Source organism: Lacrimispora sp. (genome assembly GCF_031982545.1).
GTDB lineage: Bacteria > Bacillota > Clostridia > Lachnospirales > Lachnospiraceae > Lacrimispora.
In genome coordinates, this window is record NZ_DALYXB010000006.1 from 118,630 (window position 1) to 141,753 (window position 23,124).

At 43.5% G+C, this 23,124-nt stretch carries 19 protein-coding genes; 16 read left to right on the forward strand and 3 right to left on the reverse strand.

All coding sequences use genetic code 11. The features are described from left to right. Positions 1 to 3: 3 nt before the first annotated feature. The 4 genes from atpG (at position 4) to ABS301_RS11585 (ending at position 4,717) form a co-directional block, all read left to right on the forward strand. Positions 4 to 900, forward strand: coding sequence for an ATP synthase F1 subunit gamma (atpG, locus tag ABS301_RS11570; protein ID WP_277409691.1), 897 nt, complete (start codon positions 4 to 6; stop codon positions 898 to 900). 62 nt (positions 901 to 962) lie between these two features. Then, on the forward strand, positions 963 to 2,357 hold the full coding sequence (gene atpD / locus ABS301_RS11575; protein WP_349672370.1) for a F0F1 ATP synthase subunit beta: 1,395 nt from the start codon (positions 963 to 965) through the stop codon (positions 2,355 to 2,357). A 16-nt stretch (positions 2,358 to 2,373) separates the two neighbouring features. Further along, positions 2,374 to 2,793, forward strand: coding sequence for an ATP synthase F1 subunit epsilon (gene atpC, locus ABS301_RS11580; RefSeq protein ID WP_277409690.1), 420 nt, complete (start codon positions 2,374 to 2,376; stop codon positions 2,791 to 2,793). A gap of 193 nt (positions 2,794 to 2,986) precedes the next feature. Further along, positions 2,987 to 4,717, forward strand: coding sequence for a methyl-accepting chemotaxis protein (locus tag ABS301_RS11585; RefSeq protein ID WP_349672371.1), 1,731 nt, complete (start codon positions 2,987 to 2,989; stop codon positions 4,715 to 4,717). Between the two features lie 44 nt (positions 4,718 to 4,761). Here ABS301_RS11585 and ABS301_RS11590 read toward each other — a convergent pair whose 3' ends face one another. Continuing rightward, positions 4,762 to 5,568: a ZIP family metal transporter gene (locus ABS301_RS11590; RefSeq protein WP_349672372.1), complete on the reverse strand. Its 807-nt coding sequence runs from the start codon at positions 5,566 to 5,568 to the stop codon at positions 4,762 to 4,764. Between the two features lie 166 nt (positions 5,569 to 5,734). Between ABS301_RS11590 and ABS301_RS11595 the strand changes: the two genes are divergently transcribed. Together ABS301_RS11595 and ABS301_RS11600 are read left to right on the forward strand one after the other, a co-directional pair. Beyond that, positions 5,735 to 7,270: a C40 family peptidase gene (locus tag ABS301_RS11595; protein WP_349672373.1), complete on the forward strand. Its 1,536-nt coding sequence runs from the start codon at positions 5,735 to 5,737 to the stop codon at positions 7,268 to 7,270. Between the two features lie 15 nt (positions 7,271 to 7,285). Beyond that, positions 7,286 to 8,647: an MATE family efflux transporter gene (locus ABS301_RS11600; protein WP_349672374.1), complete on the forward strand. Its 1,362-nt coding sequence runs from the start codon at positions 7,286 to 7,288 to the stop codon at positions 8,645 to 8,647. On the opposite strand, the gene ABS301_RS11605 is transcribed toward ABS301_RS11600, so the two are convergent. Beyond that, on the reverse strand, positions 8,637 to 10,907 hold the full coding sequence (locus ABS301_RS11605; RefSeq protein WP_349672375.1) for a sensor histidine kinase: 2,271 nt from the start codon (positions 10,905 to 10,907) through the stop codon (positions 8,637 to 8,639). The genes ABS301_RS11600 and ABS301_RS11605 overlap by 11 nt on opposite strands. An 8-nt stretch (positions 10,908 to 10,915) precedes the next feature. Next, positions 10,916 to 11,611: a response regulator transcription factor gene (locus ABS301_RS11610; RefSeq protein WP_104433342.1), complete on the reverse strand. Its 696-nt coding sequence runs from the start codon at positions 11,609 to 11,611 to the stop codon at positions 10,916 to 10,918. A gap of 149 nt (positions 11,612 to 11,760) precedes the next feature. On the opposite strand from ABS301_RS11610, the gene ABS301_RS11615 reads away from it, so the two are divergent. The 10 genes from ABS301_RS11615 to ABS301_RS11660 all read left to right on the forward strand — a co-directional run bounded on the left by ABS301_RS11615 (position 11,761) and on the right by ABS301_RS11660 (position 22,983). Beyond that, positions 11,761 to 12,906, forward strand: a complete 1,146-nt coding sequence (locus ABS301_RS11615; RefSeq protein WP_349672376.1) for a glycosyl hydrolase family 18 protein — start codon at positions 11,761 to 11,763, stop codon at positions 12,904 to 12,906. Positions 12,907 to 13,131: 225 nt separating this feature from the next. Beyond that, the gene (locus ABS301_RS11620) at positions 13,132 to 13,962 is read left to right on the forward strand and encodes a helix-turn-helix domain-containing protein (protein WP_349672377.1); all 831 of its coding nucleotides are present in this window, start codon (positions 13,132 to 13,134) and stop codon (positions 13,960 to 13,962) included. A gap of 84 nt (positions 13,963 to 14,046) precedes the next feature. Continuing rightward, a complete protein-coding gene (locus ABS301_RS11625) occupies positions 14,047 to 15,039 on the forward strand; it encodes an ABC transporter substrate-binding protein (RefSeq protein ID WP_349672378.1) in 993 nt (330 codons plus the stop codon). Positions 15,040 to 15,138: 99 nt separating this feature from the next. Next, complete coding sequence (locus ABS301_RS11630) at positions 15,139 to 16,884, forward strand: ABC transporter ATP-binding protein (RefSeq protein WP_349672379.1); 1,746 nt, start codon at positions 15,139 to 15,141, stop codon at positions 16,882 to 16,884. 2 nt (positions 16,885 to 16,886) lie between these two features. After that, entirely contained in the window at positions 16,887 to 17,885 is a 999-nt protein-coding gene (locus ABS301_RS11635) for a FecCD family ABC transporter permease (protein WP_349672380.1), read from the forward strand. Then, positions 17,886 to 18,926, forward strand: coding sequence for a FecCD family ABC transporter permease (locus tag ABS301_RS11640; RefSeq protein ID WP_349672381.1), 1,041 nt, complete (start codon positions 17,886 to 17,888; stop codon positions 18,924 to 18,926). Positions 18,927 to 18,946: 20 nt separating this feature from the next. Beyond that, a complete protein-coding gene (locus tag ABS301_RS11645) occupies positions 18,947 to 19,774 on the forward strand; it encodes an ABC transporter ATP-binding protein (protein WP_349672382.1) in 828 nt (275 codons plus the stop codon). 21 nt (positions 19,775 to 19,795) lie between these two features. Beyond that, positions 19,796 to 20,536 carry a nucleotide-binding protein gene (locus ABS301_RS11650; protein ID WP_349672383.1) on the forward strand — a complete coding sequence of 247 codons (741 nt, stop codon included), beginning with the start codon at positions 19,796 to 19,798 and terminating at the stop codon, positions 20,534 to 20,536. A gap of 34 nt (positions 20,537 to 20,570) precedes the next feature. After that, positions 20,571 to 21,848: a nitrogenase component 1 gene (locus ABS301_RS11655; RefSeq protein ID WP_349672384.1), complete on the forward strand. Its 1,278-nt coding sequence runs from the start codon at positions 20,571 to 20,573 to the stop codon at positions 21,846 to 21,848. After that, positions 21,835 to 22,983, forward strand: a complete 1,149-nt coding sequence (locus ABS301_RS11660) for a nitrogenase component 1 (RefSeq protein ID WP_349672385.1) — start codon at positions 21,835 to 21,837, stop codon at positions 22,981 to 22,983. Before ABS301_RS11655 ends, ABS301_RS11660 begins: the two co-directional genes overlap by 14 nt. Positions 22,984 to 23,124 lie beyond the last annotated feature (141 nt).

Consider the following 23,124-nt stretch of genomic DNA (forward strand, 5'->3'; position numbering starts at 1 on the left):
GATATGGCAAATGCGAGAGAAATACAAAGCAGGATGAACAGTATCAAGAGTACCATGAAAATAACCAATGCGATGTATACCATTTCCTCGTCAAAGTTAAAAAGGGCCAGAAAAGCCCTGACTGATACGGAGCCTTATTTTTACGGGCTGCAAAGAACCATTGACCGAATCATAAGGCATACGCCCGACATTGATGACCAGTATTTAGATACCCGGCCAGAGATCAAAAAAGAGGACCGTAAAATAGGATATATCGTAGTAACAGCAGATAAGGGTCTTGCAGGTGCTTATAATCACAACGTTTTTAAACTGGCACAGGAACAGATCGACAAGGGAGGAAATCCCACCCTGTTTGTAGTAGGCGATCTGGGACAGCAGTATTTTTCTAAAAAAGGAATACCGGTGGAACAGGATTTCCGCTACACAGTTCAGAAACCCAATATGAGCCGTGCAAGAATTATTGAAGAGAAGATTGTTGATTATTTTCTTTCAGGGAAACTTGATGAAGTGTATATGATCTATACAAGAATGGTCAATGCGATGAAAATGGAAGCCGAAATACGGCAGCTTCTGCCGATTCCCAAGAACCGCACCGGACAGAGTGTTCCTTTAAATGTCCATTTAGAGGAAATCACTATGAAGCCGTCTCCCCAGGCAGTAATTGACGCGATTGTGCCTAACTATATTGCAGGATTTATTTATGGAGGTTTGGTGGAATCCTATTCCAGTGAGCAGAACTCCAGAATGATGGCAATGCAGGCAGCCACAAAAAGTGCTCAGGAAATGCTTGATGATCTGGCAATTACCTATAACCGGGTGCGGCAGGCTGCAATTACCCAGGAAATTACCGAGGTAATCAGCGGGGCAAAGGCACAGAAGAAGAAACAGAAAAAGGCTTAGGCTATATCGTATTTTCCATAAATTGAGAGAGGAGGAGTCCTCACGACTGTGAGTAACAGATTATGAATAAAGGCAAAATAGTTCAGGTCTTAGGACCTGTAGTAGATGTGGAATTTTTAGAGGGCAGCGACCTTCCCTGCATCAAAGACGCCCTTGAGGTGGATAATGAAGGGAAACGCTGCGTAATGGAAGTTGCCCAGCATATGGGCAACAGTACAGTCCGTTGTATCATGCTGGCTTCCAGCGAAGGTCTGTGCAAGGATATGGAAGTAACCGCTACGGGAGAAGGAATTAAAGTTCCTGTTGGCGAGCAGACTTTAGGACGTTTATTTAACGTTCTTGGTGATACCATCGATAATGGAGAAGAGTTAAAGGATGGTCCTAAGTGGGTCATTCACAGAGATCCCCCTCCATTTGAAGAGCAGAGTCCGGTAGCTGAAATCCTGGAGACAGGTATTAAGGTAATCGATCTTCTTGCTCCATACGCGAAGGGTGGTAAGGTTGGTTTGTTCGGAGGTGCTGGTGTTGGCAAGACTGTTTTAATTCAGGAGCTGATTCATAACATCGCAACAGAACATGGCGGATATTCCATTTTTACCGGTGTTGGTGAGCGTTCCCGTGAAGGAAATGACTTATGGACTGAAATGGGAGAATCCGGAGTTATTGCAAAGACTGCCCTGGTATTCGGACAGATGAATGAGCCGCCGGGCGCACGTATGCGTGTTGCTGAGACAGGACTTACCATGGCGGAATATTTCCGTGATGAGGAGCATAAAAACGTGCTTTTATTCATTGATAACATTTTCCGTTTTACACAGGCTGGTTCTGAGGTTTCTGCGCTTCTTGGACGTATGCCTTCTGCGGTTGGTTATCAGCCGACGCTGGCTACTGAGATGGGTGAGCTGCAGGAGAGAATCACATCAACAAGAAATGGTTCTGTCACTTCTGTACAGGCTGTTTATGTTCCTGCTGATGACCTTACAGATCCCGCTCCGGCAACTACATTTGCCCACCTGGATGCAACTACGGTTTTATCCAGAAAGATAGTAGAACAGGGTATTTATCCGGCGGTTGATCCTCTGGAATCCAACTCCCGTATCTTAGAGCCTGATGTAGTTGGTGAAGAGCATTACGAAGTAGCACGAAAAGTACAGGAGCTTCTTCAGAAATACAAAGAGCTTCAGGATATTATTGCAATTCTTGGTATGGAAGAACTGGGTGATGATGATAAGACCACTGTTTATCGTGCAAGAAAGATTCAGAAATTCTTATCCCAGCCTTTCTCTGTTGCAGAAAACTTTACCGGAATCACAGGAAAGTATGTACCTTTAAAGGAGACTGTCCGCGGATTTAAAGCAATCGTCGACGGTGAGATGGATCAGTATCCGGAATCTGCGTTCTTTAATGTGGGAACTATTGACGAAGTTATAGAAAAGGCCAGGACATTACAGGCTTAACTTGGAGGTGCCGCCAGTGAGTACAAGTACATTTTTCCTTCAGGTGCTTGCCAGTGACAAGGTTTTTTACAAAGGACCGTGCCAAAAGTTAATCATTCCTCTTGCAGATGGTGAAAAAGCAGTTCTTCCTCATCATGAAGATATGGTAATTGCGGTTGCCATCGGAGAGATGAGACTGATGAACGAAGACGGAGAATGGATTCACGCCGTGGTAGGAAACGGATTTGTTCAGATTGTTAACAACCGTGTGACTCTTCTGGTGGATACGGCAGAGCTTCCTCAGGATATTGACGAACGCCGTGCGGAAGAAGCCAGGGAGAGAGCAGAGGAACAGTTAAGACAAGGCAAGAGCCTTCAGGAGCATTCTCATTTTGAAGCATCCTTAGCCAGATCTCTGGCAAGACTGCGAACCAAGCATAAATATGAGATCCGATAGGAAATTACAGTGATAAGAAAGATACCCGAAAACGGCAGATCGTGCTGGAAGGGTATCTTTTTTTGTATGAAAAATTATCCGAAAATATGGATTTTATTGGAAGTACTGCGGTTGACGGTGTATTTGATTGGTGCTATAGTAAACAGTGCAAAACCTGTAAATAACAGGGTAAACAGATTACGGAGGAGTCGCAGTGTTTAGGAATCTAAAGATAAGAGCAAAGGTTTTTGCTGCTTTTGGTATCATTATTGTATTTGGTATAATTGCATTTTCCGGCCTTTTATTTGGCATGAAAAAGATAGCAGGTAATGCCCAGGATTTATATGACAAGCCGTATTCGGCTGCCCAGGGCACATGGGAGATCCGGCGAGGTCTGTTAGATAGTCAGATGGTCCTTTACCGTCTGACCAGTGTAAAAAAGACTGAACTTAATTCAGCAACTGAGGAAGCCAGAACTGTTATGGATCAGGATAGTAAGGAGATCGAAAAAGCAGTAGCAGAACTAGGTCAGAAGTTAAAGACTCAGGAGGAAAGGGACATACTGGCAAAGATACAGGCTGGGATTGCAGAGACATCAAAGATCAGAGAGAGTGTGTTAACCCTGACTTCAGACGGAAAACTTGATGAAGCAAGAAGTCTCGTTAAAAGCGCATATGAACCAAAGTTTGAAGAGGTCAGGACTCAGGCTGTGAACCTGGGTGATCTTGTGGCAAAGGATGCGCAGGGGTTCGTAGGAGCAGCAAACCAGTCCAGTAACCTGTTTCTGGCTGTAGGGATTATAGTGATGGTATTGACCATTATATTATGTGGGCTGACAGCGTTCTTTTTCTCCAGATCTATTTTAAAGCCATTAAAAGAACTGGATCTGGCGGCAAAGGAGATGGCAAACGGAGATTTAAAGGCTGTCCGTTATATTACATATCAATCCGGTGATGAGCTGGGTGGTCTGGCAGATAACCTCCGCCTTACCATGAAGACTCTGGATGCCTATATCTCAGAAATATCTTCCATTCTTTTACGGCTGTCCAAGGGAGATTTAACGGTGCCACGAGATCAGATTACTGATTTTGTAGGTGATTTTTCAGAAATTAAAAGCTCTTTTGTTACCATATTAAAGAGCTTTAACAGTACACTGGGAGATATTCATGAAGCCAGTGCTCAGGTTGATGTCAGTTCTGATCAGGTTTCTGATGCGGCACAGCTGCTGTCACAGGGATCCACGGAACAGGCAACTGCATTAGAGGATCTGACAGGGGCGATTTCTCATATTTCAGAGCAGATCCGTGACAATGCAGATCATGCAAAGAAGGCCAATAATCTTACGGAACAGGCGCAGGCAGAAGTGGAAGAAAGCAATCATCACATGGTATCCATGAATGATGCCATGAGGGAGATCAGCCAGTCATCCCAGGAGATAGGAAAGATAATGAAGGCAATTGAGGATATTGCATTTCAGACCAATATTCTTGCTTTAAATGCTGCAGTGGAAGCTGCAAGAGCAGGTGAAGCAGGAAAAGGATTTGCAGTGGTAGCAGATGAAGTGAGAAACTTAGCAAGCAAGAGTGCGGAAGCCAGCAAGAATACGGCTGTTTTAATTGAAAACTCTGTGAGTACAGTGGAAAAGGGAATGGGTATTGCAGAGCAGACTTCCCGTTCACTGAATGTGGTGAGAGATACCATGGATCAGGTAGTGGATACGGTTAACCGCATCACCCTGGCATCGGAAAAACAGGCAGAGTCAGTTGAGAATGTATCCGGCAGGGTGAATCAGATTGCCGCAGTGGTACAGACCAATTCTGCTACCGCAGAGGAGAGTGCAGCTGCCAGTGAGGAGATGTCCAGTCAGGCGGCATATTTAGAGCAGCTTGTGGAACGGTTTCACTTATACTGCGACAGAAAAGAAACGGAAAACCAATCGTGTTAATAAAACGGACCCTGGATGGAGAAATACCTTCCAGGGTCCGTTTTTCAGCCTAAAGAAACGTCCAGAATCATCATAACAAGAAATCCAGCCATAACGCCCAGAGTTCCTACATTAGAATGCTCGCCTAAGTGAGCCTCCGGAATCAGCTCTTCTACTACAACATACATCATGGCACCTGCAGCAAAAGACAAAAGCCAGGGCATTAGTGGTGCAATGCTTCCAGCAATAATAACGGTAAGAATTCCAAAAACAGGTTCCACGATTCCGGACAGACTTCCTTTTATAAATGCCTTTTTTGCAGACAACCCTTCCTGTCTCAGGGGAAGGGAGATGGCAGCACCTTCCGGAAAGTTCTGAATACCAATTCCTATGGCGAGAGCCATGGCTGAGGTATAAAGCGCGGGATCGCCTCCATGCTGCGCTGCAAGAGCAAAGGCCAGACCGACTGCCATACCTTCCGGGATGTTATGAAGGGTAACAGCCATGACTAGCAGTGTGGTACGTTTCCAGGAAGACGAAACGCCTTCCGCTTTATTCATTCCGGGACAGCTCATATCTGGATGAAGATGAGGCAGATAGGAATCCAGTACAATTAAAAACAGTACGCCCAGTAAAAATCCGCCGGCAGCAGGAATCCATCCGATGCCGCCCTTTGCTTCCGCCTCTTCTATGGCAGGTATGAGCAGAGACCAGACAGATGCTGCAATCATAACGCCTGCCGCAAATCCAAGAAAGACTCTCTGGACTGATTGGTTTACTTCCTTACGGAAGAAAAATACAACTGAAGCTCCCAGTGTTGTCATCAGAAATGTAAAGCCGGTTCCTCCGGCAGCCCATAATATTGGTGTCATCAAATTCCTCCTTTCTATCAGAAAAAGTTAGCAAATGCTAACCTGTATTTCTTACATTTACTATACCATAACCCATTAAATGTGGCAATGAAATAAATTCCCTTTCCATTTACGACAAAATTGTGTTAAAATAGACCTGATTTTACATACGAAAGGAAATTGATTGATGAACATAGATAAAGACTGGAACAGACGTTTTGCAGGGCCGGTTTTACTGGCCGCAGTGACTGCAGCCTGCCTGTCTGCATGCAATAGTGAGAGTGGAATTAACAAGGGAACAGCGGCTGCCACACCTTCCGTAGCTACCGTCTCTGAAGCAAAGAAAGAGCAGTCAGTAAACATTCTGACACCGGGAGGATTATTGCTTCCAGATATTGATAACGTTCCGGTGCTGAAAGACAATCCTATACCGGAGTTTTTGAGAAACGGTGTGGAACATCCGGTTGTGGCCAGCCTTCAGGAACGTCTGATGAATCTTGGATTTATGGACAACGATGAACCTACAAAATATTTCGGAAACGTGACAGAGGCGGCAGTAAAGACTTACCAAAGGCAAAATGGACTGGTTCAGGATGGGATTGTGGGACCGGAAACCTTAAATTCGATTATGTCACCGTCGGCAAAATATTATGCGGTTGCCAAAGGGGTTCAGGGAGATGATATCACCAGGATTCAGAACCGTCTTTATGAACTGGGGTATCTGGCAAACGCTGGACAGGTTTCCGGAAGTTTCGGTGATGAGACGGAAGTAGCGGTTCAGAAACTTCAGGAGGTCAACGGTCTTAATGTAGATGGTAAGGTTGGACGCCAGACGATCAACCTGCTTTACAGTGAAGAGATCCGTCCCAATTATCTGACCTATGGAGAAAAGAGTGACGTAGTGCTTGCCTGCCAGCAGCGCTTAAAGGCACTTGGATATTTGATGACGGAACCGGATGGCGCCTATGGAAGTGATACTGTAACTGCTGTGAAGCAGTTCCAATCACGCAATGACCTTGTTGTAGATGGTTACCTGGGACCCTCAACCAGAGTTGCTTTAAACAGCTCAGAGGCTCAGCCCAATGGTATGGGACTTGGAGAACAGGGAGATTCTGTAACCAGAATTCAACAGCTCTTAAATAAATATGGATATCTGGCAAAAGGCAACGTAACCGGCTATTACGGGGAAGCAACAGAAAAAGCCGTTAAAGAATTCCAAAACAAAAACGGTCTATCTTCCGATGGTGCTGTGGGTCAGATGACCTTAAGCAAATTAACCGGAAGCGGCGTAAAGTCTGCCAGTAGTTCCGGCGGATCAGGAGGCAATACCACCGGAAAGGGAGGAACTGTCAAGGGCGGTTCTGGCGTCAGCGGACTTCTTTCCATTGCAAGATCCAAGCTGGGCAGCCCTTATGTGTGGGGCGCAAAAGGATCAGGCTCTTTTGACTGTTCCGGTTTTGTATACTGGTCATTAAATCAGGCGGGTGTCCGTCAGAGTTATATTACCTCTTCCGGTTGGAGGAGCGTTGGAAAATATACGAAGATATCAAGCTTTGGCAGTCTGCAGGCAGGAGATATTATCGTTGTCAGCGGTCATGTGGGAATCGTGGCCGGCGGCGGAAAAGTAATTGATGCTTCTTCCAGTAACGGACGTGTGGTAGAACGGTCTTTAAGCTCCTGGTGGAGCAACAACTTTATCTGTGGCTGGCGTATATTTGGATAGGAACGGTCTAGAATAATGGGTATGAAAAAACAGAGAAAAGAAATTAATATGATTACGGATCATCCGGGAAGGTCGCTTCTCCTTTTTGCACTTCCCATGATCCTTGGTAATTTATTTCAGCAGTTTTATAATATTATTGATTCTGTTGTGGTAGGACGATTTGTTGGGGAAGAAGCCCTTGCTTCCGTGGGGGCATCTTTCTCCATTACTAATGTATTTATTGCCATAGCGGTGGGCGGAGGAATCGGAAGTTCCGTCGTGGTGTCACAGTTTCTTGGAGCAAAGCAGACAGGGAATATGAAGACAGCCATTTCCACAACACTGATTAATTTCCTGACGATTGGTGTGATTCTGGGTGGTCTTGGTCTGGCTTTTAATGACCGGATTCTACTTCTTATGAATACACCCTCCAATGTCTTTGAACAGGCAGCGGTATATTTAAGTATTTATTTTATTGGTCTGCCATTTCTGTTTATGTATAACGTGCAGGCAGCGGTGTTTCAGTCTCTGGGAGACTCTAAAACACCGCTTTATCTTCTGCTTTTTTCTTCGTTGTTAAATATTGTGCTGGACCTGGTGTTTGTAACACAGTTTCATAAAGGCGTCTCTGGTGTCGCAGTAGCCACTTTAATTGCACAGGGACTGTCAGCCGTTCTATCTTTTTTCGTTCTGATCAGGCGGCTTAAATCTTATGAAACCACAGAATTATTCCATATCTATGATTGGAAGATGACAGCCCACATGATGAGGGTAGCCATTCCTTCCACGCTTCAGCAGTCCATTGTACACATTGGGATGCTATTGGTTCAGTCGGTTGTCAATGGGTTCGGATCTGCGGTTATGGCAGGATTTGCAGCAGGTACCAGGATTGAATCCATCTGCATCGTACCAATGCTTGCACTTGGAAATGCCATGTCTACGTATACCGCTCAGAATATGGGAGCTAAAAAAACAGATCGTATTAAGAAGGGCTATGGCGTCTGCTGTATGATGGCAGCAGTATTCGCAGTGATTATCTGCATCATAATGGAGGGCTTTGGAGAAATATTTATCAGAAGCTTTCTAAATGAAAGCAGTGCAAGTGAAGCGTTTGCCACTGGAATCAGCTATGTTCATTTCATATCTTTCTTTTATATTTTTATTGGGTTAAAGGCAATAACAGACGGGCTTTTAAGAGGTGCAGGAGATGTGGTGGTGTTTACGGCTGCCAATCTGGTGAATCTGGCTATCCGTGTATCGGGAGCGGCTCTGCTTGCGCCTGTAATCGGGGTCCAGGCCGTATGGTTTGCAGTACCCATCGGCTGGACCGCGAATTACATCATATCACTGATCCGCTATCTCACCGGAAAGTGGGAGCGAATTCACCTTATTTCTTAAGGGGAAATGCAACAGTTGCTTTAAACAGATCTCCGTCAATATAAAGCTGGAACTGCCCTCCCTGAAGCTCTGTCAGGCTCTTCGCAATGGAGATTCCCAGACCGCTTCCTTCGGTAGTTCTTGCAACATCACCGCGGACGAACCGCTCCGTCAGTTCGTCCGGCCGGATGTTTAACGGATTCTCAGAAATATTTTTTATGGTAAATAAGATATTCTCCTCTTCTTTCGTAATGTCTGCATAAACACGGCTGTGTTCCATTGCATATTTGAATGCATTGTTGTAAAGGTTTTCAAGGACTCTCCACAGGTACCTTCCGTCTGCCTCAATCAACATGGCATCATCTGGAAGTGTAGACACCAGCTCTAAATGCCTCAGTGCAAACTTTTCTTCAAATTCCCCGTTTGTCTGGTAGATCAGTTCAACAAAATCAATACTTGTCATATCTAATTTCAAGTTACCGGAGCTTGCTTTGGAAGCCTCTACCAGGTCTTCGGTTAATGTCTTCAGTCTCTGGGATTTCTGTTCCAGAACCTCAAGGTAACCCTGAATTCGTGGGTCCTGTATTTTCTCCCTTTTAATTAAATCCACATAATTGATAATCGACGTAAGAGGTGTTTTTATGTCGTGGGATACGTTGGTGATCAGATCAGCTTTCAGCCGCTCACTGCGAACCTTCTCCTGCAGCGCAGTTTCAAGCCCTGTACTGATATGATTGATATTTTCTGCCAGCTCCCGTTCTTTCCCATAAAATAGTCTGGTATCAATCTTATATGTGGTATTTCCGTTGGAGATGTTTAACAGGGCCTGGTTGATCTGATCCGTCTGCCAGGCATTTTTATACATCTGATGGAATACCCAAAGATCCAGGAGAAGAAATAACACAGCTACCGCTCCCATAAGAATTCGGGATTCTAAATCGTTATAGGTAAAGAGTAAAAATGAAAAAGCCATAATCATCACAACATTAAAAATCAGAAACAGAGAATAGGTTATCATGATTCTGGTTGTAAAACGGTGATGTTTAAAATAGAGTAAAAGGGTTCTGACTCCTTTATTTAGCAGGCTGTTCTTCCATAAAACTCCGGACTTATACTGTTTTAAGAGGTTTAATACTGCAGAAATTCCTGTCGCATATAGGATGAGAACTTTTAAAACCAGTTCGCCATAGTACCAATCCTCAGTAGAAAGGAACAGATGGATAATCTTAAAAAATATGAGCTGTGAAACCAATAGTGCAATGCCGGAAGCAGCCAGGTATAAAACCAGACGGATCTCCGCAGGAAGCCGATCCATTCTCTGCATGAGGGGAGACGGATTTTGTTCTTCCGGAGCGCCGGTGAGCAGAACCATCATATAAAGTGTTGCGGCACATCCTAAGATTCCAAGAGCAAGGCAGATCATACCAACGATGAAAAACAGGCGCATCTGATCAAAGGATTCAGCCGCCTGATAATAGGCGTCTTTGTAAGGATAGGAAGTATTGACAGCCACAGACATATGATAATTCCCATTGTTATAGGGATTCATCTTTTCAAGCTCAGGCGAAACGTTCTTTGGAACAGATGTTAAGTTGGAGTCTACATAGAGTGCCTCACCAGTCACGTATAAATATTTCCCCAGCGATTTAAACTCATCAACGGTTTTACCTGGGAAATTGGTATAGAGTTTATAATCCTTGTCTGTATTCTGATACTGGATTTCAAACTTTAAATTCCCTGGATTCTGGATAAACCGGTAATAGAACCGGTAATAGTTCCCCAAATGAGAGAGAACCTCATAGGAGAGCTGATCAATGGACTGAAAGGAGTCACCCGGTTCAGCGGCCTTAAAGTCCGGCTCGTAGGCCCGGTAAACGACCTGATAATTTAAATCTTCACCTGTTTTATTATTAGGGTGACCGCCGCTTACTTTAAACTGTTCATTTAAATAATAACCCTGTGACTTGGCATGGCGGATCATCTCATCTAGTGTGAAATCTTTCGTAGTTCCCGGCCCATCAGCAACCCGTATGATAAATTTGGAGTAATCCAGTTTTCCGTTGGTCTCAAATACTTCCTTGTACTTTACATAGTTAAAAATATCATCGATATCAGATTTTAACTGGCCTGAAAATTCAGGTGTATCTTCATAACTTTCGTTGGCAATCCAGCCAATACCTTCTCCATAATGGGTGTTGTTGTACATGACAGAGACACCGATCACTACCAGAAGGGAGAACAGGAGATGGGCCAGAATGGCCTTTTCTTTTCTTTTTTTCATAGTGGCTCCTATTGCTTTTCGATCTTATACCCAACGCCCCAGACCACTTTTAAATATCGCGGCTCTCTGGGATTGATCTCTATTTTTTCCCGGATATGGCGGATATGAACAGCAACCGTATTATCGGCGCCAATTGCCTCCTCATTCCAGATCTGCTCATAGATCTCATCAATGGAGAAGACCTTTCCTTCGTTTTTTACAAGAAGTAAAAGGATGTTATATTCAATAGGGGTCAGCTTTATGATTTCATCATCAACTGTAACTTCTTTATTATCATCATTAATGGCAAGTCCACCGCATTTATAGATCTGTCCGGCAGGCTGCTGATTCATATTACCAAGCTGGGTATAGCGGCGCATCTGTGATTTGACTCTTGCCACAAGTTCCAGCGGGTTAAATGGCTTGGTAATGTAGTCATCTGCTCCGATATTTAAACCTAGAATCTTATCGGTGTCCTCTGATTTGGCTGAAAGAATGATGATGGGGATGCTGCTGGTTTCCCGTACTTTTAAGGTAGTGCGGATTCCGTCAAGACCTGGCATCATTACGTCCAGAATCATGAGATCCACTTCATTTTCTTCCAGTAGTTCCAGAGCTTCAAAGCCATCGTAGGCTTTTATTACATGGAAACCTTCTCCGGTCAGATATATATCAATCGCTTCAACAATTTGCTTGTCATCGTCACATACTAAGATATTTTGCATTTGATAACCTCCTTTTTTCAATATTATACAACGAAGGCAGTAAAAAAGCACATTACTTTTTTATGAAGAGAAGGAAAATGAAGCAGTTTCTATCATGTTTCCATCTGATTTTTCATATGCTTTACCAATTCAGGTAAAAGGGTGCTGCTATGAACATATATGTAGTACAGCCGGGAGACAGTGTAGATTCCATTGCCGCGTCCCAGAACGTTCCGGTAGAAGCTTTGACATATGACAATCAGATTTATCCTCCATACCGCCTGGCAGTTGGTCAGGCACTTTATATCAGGGGTGACAGTCCTCCCCAAGACAGGATTCCACTTTATGTGTTTGGCTATGCATATCCCTTCATTAATCCGGATAATCTGGATGAAACTCTTCCATTTCTCACAGATCTTTACGTTTTTTCCTATGGATTTACGTTAGAGGGAGATATAGTTCCGCCTCAGAGCCCGGATGACTGGATGATCGATCGTGCATTGGAAGCCGGAGTGCGCCCGATTCTGACTCTAACGCCCTTTGGACCCGACGGCCGGTTTAACAATAATCTCGTCACAAATATGGTACACAACCCCCAGATACAGCAGCGTCTGATATGGAATCTGGGTAAAACCATGCAGGAGAAACGGTTTGGCGGTCTGGATATTGACTTTGAGTACATTATGGCAGATGACCGTCAGGCTTATGCGGACTTTGTAAAACGGACCACGCAGATTATGAATCAGTTTGGTTACCAGGTAACGGTAGCGCTTGCCCCCAAGACATCGGCCGATCAGAGCGGGCTTTTATATGAGGGCGTGGATTACAGGCTTCTTGGTGAAGCAGCGAATCGGGTTTTGCTTATGACTTATGAGTGGGGGTATACATACGGCCCACCCATGGCAGTTGCACCAATTAACATGGTCAGAAAAGTGGTAGACTATGCAATAACAGAAATACCATTATATAAGATCAGTCTGGGAATCCCGAATTACGGATATGACTGGCCGCTCCCGTACGAAAGGGGAGTTACCAGGGCAGAAACCGTAAGCAACCTGGAAGCGGTTCAGATTGCAATTGAAAATGGTGCGGAAATTCAGTTTGATGAAGAGGCCATGTCACCATTTTTCCGTTATTGGAAGTATGGAGTTGAACACGAAGTCTGGTTTGAAGATGTGAGGAGTTATAAGGCTAAATTTGATCTTATAAAAGAATATGGGTTAACGGGGGCAGGATATTGGCAGATTATGCAATTCTTCCGGGCTAACTGGCTGGTGCTGAGCCAGATGTTTGTGGCAAGGAAGGTTGGGGATTAGAGAGAGTGAATGCAGGATGGGGGAATAGTAAAAAACCTTTGTCCTGCATTTTTATAGTTGTTTATACAAATGAGACTAGGTACCCTTTATAATATTGTTGCAAAGCAGTCAAAGGATAATGGCAAACAAATTGCCTATTTCAGAAACTTATGCTATAGTATACTAAAACAGTTAGCTAAAGCTAACTTGATAGATGCAATGCTTCATATTAAAGAGGAAAGATAAATGAATCAAAACAATTTAGTGTTGAAATATGCAAAAGCGAATTTAGAAATGGACGAAGCATACCATATATGCGTTCCTCCCGGCAGCAGAGTAGATGCTGTGACGACCATGCAGGGGGTCTGCGGATTTGTAATTCCTATCCACGGCAAGGCTTTATTTAAGGTGTGTAATGAAAACTATGAACTGAAAAGAGGAACCATCCTTCATGCAGGTCCGGACATGAACTTAAGTAAGGAAGTAATCGGAGAGGAGGAGTGGGAGTTCATATTGCTTCACTACCGGGTGCTGCAAGAGGAAAAAAGAATAGATTCTCTTTTAAATATGCATTATACAATAAATCTATTTCCCAGTCAGTGTGAGGAAATTATGAAAATTACAGATTACATCATGATCCAGCAGAAGCAATATGATACGAGATATATGTTATCCACGAAGATTTTATTATATGAGCTAATTGAAAAACTCTTTATCTTATCCGAAGAGTGTCTGGCAAAAAAAACAGAGGATTGGATTGAGGAGGTGCTTTTATACATCCATGAACATTTGGAAGACAATTTATCTGTATTCGAAATTGCAGAACATTTTAAAATGAATGGGAAGCAATTTTCCTATTCCTTTCAGAAAAAGGTAGGGCTCCCGCCAAAGAGATATATTATGGAAATCCAGCTCAAAAAAGCCAAAGAGCTCTTGTCGGAAAGCAGTTTAAGTATTGCAGAGATTTCCAGACGGATTGGTTATGAGGATGCACTTCATTTTAGCCGGATGTTCAAGCGGAGCACAGGCATAGCACCCAGTGTGTTTCATCGCCATTTTGGAAAAAATCCATATTAATTTTGGAAAAAGTCCATTCATATTCCCATTTTCTTATGATATATTCTCCTTTATAAAGGAAAGATAAAGTAAAAAGGAGATTATATGAAAAAATTTTTATCCATTGTAGCCGTTACAGCATTATCTATGTCATTGCTATCAGGCTGTCAGAGCAACAGGGAAAAGACAACTGCAGATATAACGGACTCACCAGATATGACTGAATCAGCTGTGGAATCAGTTACTGAATCCGGAATAACCGATCCATATGAATACACAGATGCAGCAGGAAGAACCATTGCTATTGAGAAAGAACCACAAGCAGTGGTGACAAATTATCTTCCTTTATGGGAAACCTTGATTCTTCTGGGGGTTAAACCAATTGCTGTATCTGGTGCAGACAACTACATAAAGACTTGGGATGCCTTTGAGGGATACGATGTAAGCGGAGTAAAGGATCTTGGCGCCAGTGAACTTAACCTGGAATTGCTGGCTCAGTTAAAGCCGGATATGATATTAAACCAGAGCTATGATATGAAAAATCTGGAGATTGGAAATCTGGAGAAAATCGGACCAGTGGCTGTATTTGGAAATGATACCAAGATGAATTGGCGGCTTAGCCTAAGAGAAGTTGCCAAAATTGTGAATAAACAGGACAAGGCAGAAGAAGTAATTAAAGATTTGGATGAGAAGCTGAAGGCGGACAGAGAAAAGCTGGCAGAAAAATATAAAGACCAGACCGTAGTTCAGTTTTCACTGATGGGAAAAGATAAATATTACGTTGCATACCGCCCCGATCTATATGATAAGGAGAAAGGACTGGGATTAAATGTTCCAGAAGACTTTACACAGTCAGAGACTTATGAGCAGATTTCCATGGAAGCGCTTGTTAAGATGAACCCCGATTATATTTTTGTCAATGTATTTGACGGAGATGAGCCGTTATTGGAAGAACTTGAAAATAACACCGTGTGGAAGTCATTAAAGGCAGTAAAGAATGAACATATATACCAGATTGATGGAAGCGGACATGCAGCCAGTCCACTTGCAACCTTATATACCGTAAATTTTATTACTAATAAATTAACGGCAGATTAAATTGCAGAAACTTAAGGAAAAATGGTATTTTCAAACAGGCAGATACGGTGTCTTTACGATTGTATCTGTCTGTTTCATTCTTTAGAAATGAGAGAAACGATGTTTAAACAGGCAATGAAGTATTATAAACCCTATAAAGTTCTATTTTTAATTGATTTACTCTGTGCAGTGGCGGTAGCAGTAATCGAATTATTATTTCCTTATGCCATCAGTCATATTGTTGACGATCTGCTTCCTCTGGGAAAATGGGATGAGATGGTAAAAATCAGTCTTTTGCTGGTCCTTGCATATTTTTTTAATACCTTTTTATATATGGTTATTGATTATTGGGGTGAAAAGCTAGGCATGTACATTGAAAATGACCTCCGTAATGACCTATTTACCCACTTGCAGAAGATGTCTTATCAGTTCTTTGATAATAATAAAACCGGTCAGCTAGTTGCAAAGGTCTCCAACGATCTGCATCAGATAGGAACGGTTGCTCATTATGCGCCGGAACAGTTTCTGGTCGCCGGTTCTATGTTAGTAACCACAGTGGTCATCATGTTATCCATCAGTAAGCTGCTTGCCTGCCTGATTGTAATGAATGTAGTGTTACTTTTAGCGATTAATATTAATTTTACAAAGGTCATGGTCAATATTTCACGGAGCTTGTTTGGCAATGTGGGAGAGATATCAGCAGAACTGGAAGAGAATTTTGCTGGAATTCGTGTGGTACAGGCTTACTGCTGTGAAGCACATCAAAGAGAGACATTCCGAAAAACTACGGAGCGTTACTGCAAACGGCAGCAGGAGGGTTTTCTTCGAATAGCAGCCTGTAATGGAATTACCTATTTTGTGACAAAACTTCTTCCGGTATTAATTATACTGGCTGGTGGCTGGCTGGCACTCCATGGAAGAATCAGTGAGGGACAATTTTTTAGTTTTATTCTGCTTACCAATCTGCTGCTAAAGCCGGTTGAGATGCTAAGTAATTTTGCTGCACGATACCCAAAAGGAATCGCTGGATTTCAGAATTTCGTGGAACTCATGAAGATAGAGCCAGATATTAAGGACCGTGAGGATGCAGTGGAACTGGAACAGACAAAGGGCGAGATTGTATTTAAGGATGTAAACTTTTCTTATGAAGAAGGAAAGCCAGTTCTTGACAATCTGTCTCTTTCCATAAGGGAAGGAGAGACGGTGGCTTTTGTAGGAAACTCTGGTTCAGGGAAAAGTACAATCTGCGGTTTAATTCCAAGATTCTATGAAATCAGCAAAGGCTCCATTCAAATTGAAGGAAAGAATATTCAGGATATCCGTTTAAAATCCTTGAGACAGCATATCGGCGTAGTGGCGCAAGATGTATTCCTTTTCTCAGGAACAATAGAGGAAAATATCCGGGTGGGAAAACCAGACGCAAGTGAGGAAGAGCTTTGGAAAGCAGCAAAGCAGGCAAATCTTTATGATTTTATCAAAGAACAGCCCCAAGGAATGAAAACCATAATCGGGGAGCGGGGAATCAAGCTTTCCGGTGGGCAAAAGCAAAGGCTTTCCATTGCAAGAATGTTTCTAAAAAATCCTCCAATCCTGATTCTTGATGAGGCAACCTCAGCTCTTGATGCAGAAAATGAGATGGAAATCCACCGCTCCTTGCGAGAACTTTCCAAAGGAAGAACCACACTTTTAATTGCCCATCGTTTTTCCAGCATAAAAGATGCCAGCCGTATTATTGTGGTGGAGCCCGGCGGAATAATTCAGGAAGGAACTCACGAAGAACTCATGGAAGGCAATGGGATTTATAAAAAGTTATATGAATTACAACAGAATGCACTTACAAATAACAGATTGAGTGGGAAGGAGTAAGAATGAAATACAGGAGCCGGGTTATAATCGTGATTTCAGGCAGCCTCTTTGTGCTTTGCGTGGCGATTTTCATATCCATTATGACGGGTGCCGCTAATCTCACTTTTCAAGTTGTGAGTGACTCATTTTTCTCGTTTCATGCAGACGACTCAAATCATCTGCTGGTTCGGGATATGAGAGTACCAAGAGCAATCTCCGGTGCCTTAATCGGAGCTGCACTTGCAGTAGCAGGAGCAATGATGCAGGGAATGACCAGAAATCCACTGGCAGATTCCGGTCTTATGGGACTAAGTGCAGGAGCAGGATTATTTTTAGCTGTTTCCCTTATATTTTTAAAGGGAATGAGTTATTCCGGAATTATTGGAATGACCTTTCTTGGAGCCGCCTTTGGCGCAGGGAGCGTACATCTGATCAGCATTTTAGTGCCGGGAGGTAATGAATCCATGAAGCTGGTGCTTGCAGGGGCTACAGTAAGTACACTATTTTCTGCTATCAGCCAGGCCATAGCCATCTACACCAATGCCTCCCAAAGTATTATGTTCTGGACCATGGGAAATGCCTCTGGAGTCACCTGGTCCCAGTTAAGGATCGGAGGCCCGGTAATAGCCGCCAGCATTGTGGCTGGAATTGGGTTATCAAAGAGAATTTCTATCTTGAATATGGGAGAGGAGGCCGCAAGGGGGTTAGGAGTAAACACCGGACAGACCAGGAGACTGGGAACGATTCTAGTGGTACTGCTTTCGGGAACTTCTTTTGCTCTTTGCGGAAGTATTACTTTTGTAGGAATGATGATTCCTCATTTTGTTAGATTTCTTGTGGGACCGGATTATCGTCTCATTATCCCTGTCAGTGCTTTACAGGGAGCCGTTTTGGTGGTGGTGGCAGATGTGTTTTCAAAGACAATTAATGCTCCGGCTGAGATTCCTCTGGGAGCCGTAATCGGGGTGATTGGTGTCCCGATCTTTCTTTATTATGCAAGCAAAGAAAGGGGGAGAGATTAGATGAAGAATCCATGGAAGCAGTCCCGCTGTATCCGCTTACTGGTAATTTCTGTACTGCTCTTAGGCGTCCTTTTCTTTGTAAGTATTAACGCCGGCTATACTATCATTGGAATGAAAGATATGCTGCGCATTTTAAGCGGTGGGGGAGATGGAGGAGAAAACATGATTGTATTTGACTTTCGTCTTCCTCGTATCGTGGCTGCAATATTGGTGGGCATGGGATTTTCCCTGTCAGGCTGCGTGCTGCAGGGCATTACAAGGAATCCGTTGGCAGATCCGGGACTTCTGGGTATTAACTCCGGGGCAGGAATCGTTGTTTTGATCTTTATGACATTATCCGGTACTCTTAGTTTGGGAAGTGTTTTAAGCCTTCCATTCCTCTCCCTGCTTGGAGCACTGCTGACCAGTGGTTTGTTATATGTCATCTCGGTGCAAAAAGGGCGGGGGCTCAATACTGCCCGGCTGATTCTCAACGGAATTGCCATTCAGGCAGGTATCAATGCACTGATGACCATACTGGTCCTAAAATTAGATGACACCCAGTACAATACCCTGGCTGTCTGGCAGGCGGGAAGTATTCATAATTCCAACTGGAAGATGGTTGTCAGTCTTATTCCCTGGATTTTTACTGCAATGGGATACCTGTGTACGAGAGCGAAGGAGCTGGATATTTTGATGGTTGGCGATGAGCTTTCTGCCGGAGTGGGAGTTTCAGTTCAAAAAGAGAAAAAAATACTGCTATTTATGGCTGTGGCACTAGCGGCCGCTTCTGTATCCGTAAGTGGAAGCCTGCATTTTGTGGGACTTTTAGGACCACATATGGCAAGAAGAATTGTTGGCTCCAGACACAGGATACTTCTTCCTTTTTGCGCGGTGACCGGCGCAATTCTGGTACTGGCAGCGGACACCATAGGCAGGATTATAATAGAGCCGTCGGAGATTCCGGCAGGAATTGTAGCTGCAATTTTAGGCGCACCTTATTTCCTCTTTCTTTTGGTTACGAACAGCCGTGCTGGAAGAAAAGAGTACACAGGAATATAAAACATTTGGGAGGAACCAGGATGAGAGAATTAAAGACAGAACAGGTGAAAGTCGCTTATGGGGAAAATGTTATTATTGAGAACTTAAGCTTAGAGATACCTTCTGGTAAAATCACCACCATTATAGGTCCCAATGGATGCGGCAAATCCACTCTGTTAAAAACCATCGGAAGGCTTATGAAGGCGAAAAAGGGAGTGGTGTATCTGGATGGGACAGACATCTATGAGTTATCCGGCAAAGAATTTGCCAGGAAACTTGCAATTCTTCCTCAGAGTCCTCTTGCACCCGAAGGTCTGACAGCAGAAGAACTGGTATCTTATGGACGATATGCTCATCAAAAGGGATTTGGGAAACAAAGCGAAAAAGACCGGGAGATAATCAGATGGGCGCTTGAGGTTACCAATCTTTCAGCACTTGGCAAAAGAAGTATCGACCATATGTCGGGAGGACAACGGCAGAGGGTGTGGATTGCCATGGCGTTAGCACAGCAGGCAGATATAATTTTACTTGATGAGCCAACCACTTATCTGGATGTGGCCTATCAGCTTGAGATATTGGAACTATTAGAAAATCTCAATAAAACCCAGGGGTGTACCATTGTAATGGTGCTTCATGACATCAATATGGCTTCCAGGTATGCGGATTATCTCATTGCATTGAAAAAAGGAAAAGTAATAGGGAAAGGTACCCCTCATCAGGTGATTACCAGGAAGTTACTTCAGGAGGTCTATCAGATTGAGGCGGATATTATGATAGAAGATTACAGTAAAAAGCCGGTTTGTATATCCTGTCGGCTTTGCCGTCACAAGGAACAGGACATAGCGGTGATAAAAACAGCAATGGTTTAGTAAAATGGAGGTCAGCAAAATATGAAAAAAATAGCAATATACGGAAAAGGTGGCATTGGAAAATCCACTACAGTATCCAATCTGTCTGCAGCACTGTCTGCTAAAGGATATAAAGTGATGCAGATCGGGTGTGACCCCAAAGCAGATTCCACCCGGAACTTAACGGGAGGAAAGAAAATTCCAACGGTACTGGAGCTTTTGCGGGATAAAGAAAATCTGGTGCTTACGGATCTGGTTCATGAGGGAGATGAAGGCGTACTATGTGTGGAAGCTGGAGGTCCGGTTCCTGGAGTTGGATGTGCTGGTCGCGGAATTATTACGGCATTTGAAAAGCTGGAGGAGTTAGATGCATTTTCCGTATACCAGCCGGATATTGTAATCTATGATGTCCTGGGAGATGTAGTATGCGGCGGATTTGCCATGCCCATACGGGGCGGTTATGCAGAGGAAGTCTACATCGTATCTTCCGGTGAGATGATGTCCTTGTATGCAGCAAATAACATTGCATCAGCCGTTAAGATGTTTGGAAAACGAAAATATGCCTCTCTCCGGGGAATTATTTTAAACAGCAAAAACATTGAAAATGAAGAAGCACTGGTGGAACAGGCAGCCAGGGAGATTGAGACCCAGGTGGTCTTTCAGATACCAAGAAATCCCCTAATCCAGCAGGCAGAAGCATTGGGAAAAACCGTGGTCAGTGCATTTCCGGATAGTGAGATGGCAAAAAACTATGAGAAACTTGGCAATTTGATTTTTAATTAAGCCAGTTATTCAACAAACTGAAAAGGAGATTTTTATGAGTCAACAGCAGAAGGCCTGTCGGTTATCTGAGATAGAAAGTAATCAGGGAATCCCTTTTTCCCATGCAGCCCCGGCTGTAGGACATCATTGTCCCATGCATACGGCTCTGGCAACACTTCAGGGGGTAAGCGGCGTTTCTACACTTGTTGTGGGAATGCCGGAGTGCGGATTTTACAGCAGATATGTAATGGAGACACCAAAAGGTCCTAATGGGGAACTTCACTATACGTATGTGTTAGATGCCAATGAAGTGGTATTTGGATGTCGGGAAGGATTACTAAAAGCGCTGGAAGAGATGGAACGAGACGGAGCAGATGCAATTGCTGTCATAATGACTTGTGTCCCGGCACTGATTGGAGAAGACATTCAGGAAATTACGGAAAGCTTTGGTGCAGGGCACAGGGCCAGAGCAGCTGCCATGGATCTGGCCCATTATAAGCGCAATGGTTATGAGGCTGGTTATTATGAAAGTTATCTGGCACTGTCGGAATTTTGTAACGCATCAAAGAAGGAAAATAAGGTCTTTCTTTTAGGCGGAGCCCAGTCACAAGAGGGAAGGGAGCTATGTGACTGGCTGCATACAGGATCTTCTTCCTATGACATCGTTACAATTGAAGATGTCTTTGAATTAAGTCAGTTTACTAAAATCAGCAGTTCCTGCCTCAATATCGTCACGAATATCCATTTCCTTCCGCTGGCAAAGCAAGTAGAAGCAGTCTATGATATTCCTTATGTTTTTTTGGGAGAAACTTATGGAAGAGGTGGCATTCAGGAGGCATATAAGAAAATCGGAACCTCCCTTTTGTTGAGAGAGAATCCAGTCTTTTTCCACTCCCAAGAGGCCGCTAAGTTAGAAGCCAGGGTGAGAGAACGGTTAGAGGGCAGCCGCTTTCTTCTTACAGCAAACATTCCGGATGCTCTGATTTTAACCGAATATCTGTGTTCCCTTTCCATGATTCCCTGTTTTCTTCATCTGGAAGAATATCAGCAGTGGATGAAAGAATGGAAAAAAAAGATATTGTCCTACGGTTCCAATCCTTTGACTGCTTTTCTCGTTGAAGATAGCATAGCAGAAGACGGATTTAAGGAGCTTGGTTTTGAGAAGCCGGGAAGTTATCGATTTGTCATTGGAAAAGAGATTGGAGAGGAGATTGGTTGTCTGAAAGCTGGAAGAAGCTTTTTGCCGCCGCTCATTGGATATGAGAGAACCTTTGCCCTTCTTAAACTTCTTGACGGGCTTTCAGGAGAGGAGAATACCTATGCCGCTTTATAAGAACGTACCCGAGCCATCGGGAAGAATGGGATTAATCTGGTCGCTGGCGCCGATCTATGACAGCGCTGTCATTGAATATGGTTCCATGGGACATATGCTGTACGCCCAAAAATGGATGAATCAGACTGGACTGATAAAATATGGGGAACTGATATCTACTCATTTGTCAGAAAAGGATATTGCACTGGGGATTACAAAAAGGCTGGAAGAATGTGTAGAAGAAGTGGTAAAACACGGTCGTGCCAAAGTGATCTTTTTAATCCCATCAAGTGTGCCCGAGATGATTGGTAACGATCTGGAATCCATTGGAGAAGAGCTGGCAGCGGCGTATCCCGACATCCCAATTATTTCATTTAAAGCAGGAAATTTTAAGGCTTCAAGAGAACAGGGGATGGAGGAAGCCTATGAAAAACTCGTCCGTTACCTATCAGAAAAAGACGATGGGGGAATGGATATATTAAAAAAGGATTCCTTCAATTTATTTGGAATCTCCTGTGACTGGTCACGTTTTCAGGCGGACGCAGCAGAGATCTGCCGTATAATGAAGAAAGGCTTTGACATGGAACCGGCCGCAATATTGGGATCATCCTGCAGTATGGATCAGATCTGCCAAATGACGAAGGCAAAAATAACGCTGGTTATTCGAAAAGAAGGCCTTAAAGCAGCTAAGCTTCTTTATAGACAGTACGGTATTCCCTACATTTATCTGGCACCCTATGGGTTTGCCGGAACTCTTCAGTGGGTAAAGGAACTGGAAACTCTTCTTGGTAAAACGGCAGAACAAACTTTTATTAAAAAGGAGAAAGAAGAGGTCGCCTATGCAAAACATATCTGCCAGCTCTATACCAGACTTCATAAAGAGCAGGCAAACATATGGATTAGCGGAGAAGATGAATTAGCCAGAGGTATTAGTACATTTGCCATGGACGAGATTGGATTTATATTTGCTCAGGGTGGGATTCATATGTCCGATGGCGTAGAACTTAGGAATAATCCCGGGATGTTATCCATTGAAGTCAGACGCAGCATCCTGTCTCAGAGTATTAACCCTTATGAACTTCCATTTATGGGATTTCGGGGTGCATTAAATTTATGCGGACTGTGGCATCAATACATAACGGATAGGGCATTTTAGAAAAGGAAGGAGCCGGCAAGAGGGGGGGGATCCTGCCGGCTAAAGTATGAAAAAAAGTATATTCTAAAAGGTTACTGGCCTCTTTACATTTACTACTATATCGAGAAATTGTGATAGGAGTTTGTTATAACTGTGAAGAGT

What these genes read in the sequence shown, in the direction of transcription:
- ABS301_RS11595 (WP_349672373.1), top strand. Translation starts at nt 5,735, where the DNA reads ATGAACATAGATAAAGACTGGAACAGACGTTTTGCAGGGCCGGTTTTA.
- ABS301_RS11610 (WP_104433342.1), bottom strand. Translation starts at nt 11,611, where the DNA reads ATGCAAAATATCTTAGTATGTGACGATGACAAGCAAATTGTTGAAGCG.
- atpG (WP_277409691.1), top strand. Translation starts at nt 4, where the DNA reads ATGGCAAATGCGAGAGAAATACAAAGCAGGATGAACAGTATCAAGAGT.
- ABS301_RS11625 (WP_349672378.1), top strand. Translation starts at nt 14,047, where the DNA reads ATGAAAAAATTTTTATCCATTGTAGCCGTTACAGCATTATCTATGTCA.
- ABS301_RS11660 (WP_349672385.1), top strand. Translation starts at nt 21,835, where the DNA reads ATGCCGCTTTATAAGAACGTACCCGAGCCATCGGGAAGAATGGGATTA.
- ABS301_RS11615 (WP_349672376.1), top strand. Translation starts at nt 11,761, where the DNA reads ATGAACATATATGTAGTACAGCCGGGAGACAGTGTAGATTCCATTGCC.
- ABS301_RS11650 (WP_349672383.1), top strand. Translation starts at nt 19,796, where the DNA reads ATGAAAAAAATAGCAATATACGGAAAAGGTGGCATTGGAAAATCCACT.
- ABS301_RS11600 (WP_349672374.1), top strand. Translation starts at nt 7,286, where the DNA reads ATGGGTATGAAAAAACAGAGAAAAGAAATTAATATGATTACGGATCAT.
- ABS301_RS11605 (WP_349672375.1), bottom strand. Translation starts at nt 10,907, where the DNA reads ATGAAAAAAAGAAAAGAAAAGGCCATTCTGGCCCATCTCCTGTTCTCC.
- ABS301_RS11645 (WP_349672382.1), top strand. Translation starts at nt 18,947, where the DNA reads ATGAGAGAATTAAAGACAGAACAGGTGAAAGTCGCTTATGGGGAAAAT.
- ABS301_RS11640 (WP_349672381.1), top strand. Translation starts at nt 17,886, where the DNA reads ATGAAGAATCCATGGAAGCAGTCCCGCTGTATCCGCTTACTGGTAATT.
- ABS301_RS11630 (WP_349672379.1), top strand. Translation starts at nt 15,139, where the DNA reads ATGTTTAAACAGGCAATGAAGTATTATAAACCCTATAAAGTTCTATTT.
- ABS301_RS11620 (WP_349672377.1), top strand. Translation starts at nt 13,132, where the DNA reads ATGAATCAAAACAATTTAGTGTTGAAATATGCAAAAGCGAATTTAGAA.
- ABS301_RS11635 (WP_349672380.1), top strand. Translation starts at nt 16,887, where the DNA reads ATGAAATACAGGAGCCGGGTTATAATCGTGATTTCAGGCAGCCTCTTT.
- ABS301_RS11655 (WP_349672384.1), top strand. Translation starts at nt 20,571, where the DNA reads ATGAGTCAACAGCAGAAGGCCTGTCGGTTATCTGAGATAGAAAGTAAT.
- ABS301_RS11590 (WP_349672372.1), bottom strand. Translation starts at nt 5,568, where the DNA reads ATGACACCAATATTATGGGCTGCCGGAGGAACCGGCTTTACATTTCTG.
- atpD (WP_349672370.1), top strand. Translation starts at nt 963, where the DNA reads ATGAATAAAGGCAAAATAGTTCAGGTCTTAGGACCTGTAGTAGATGTG.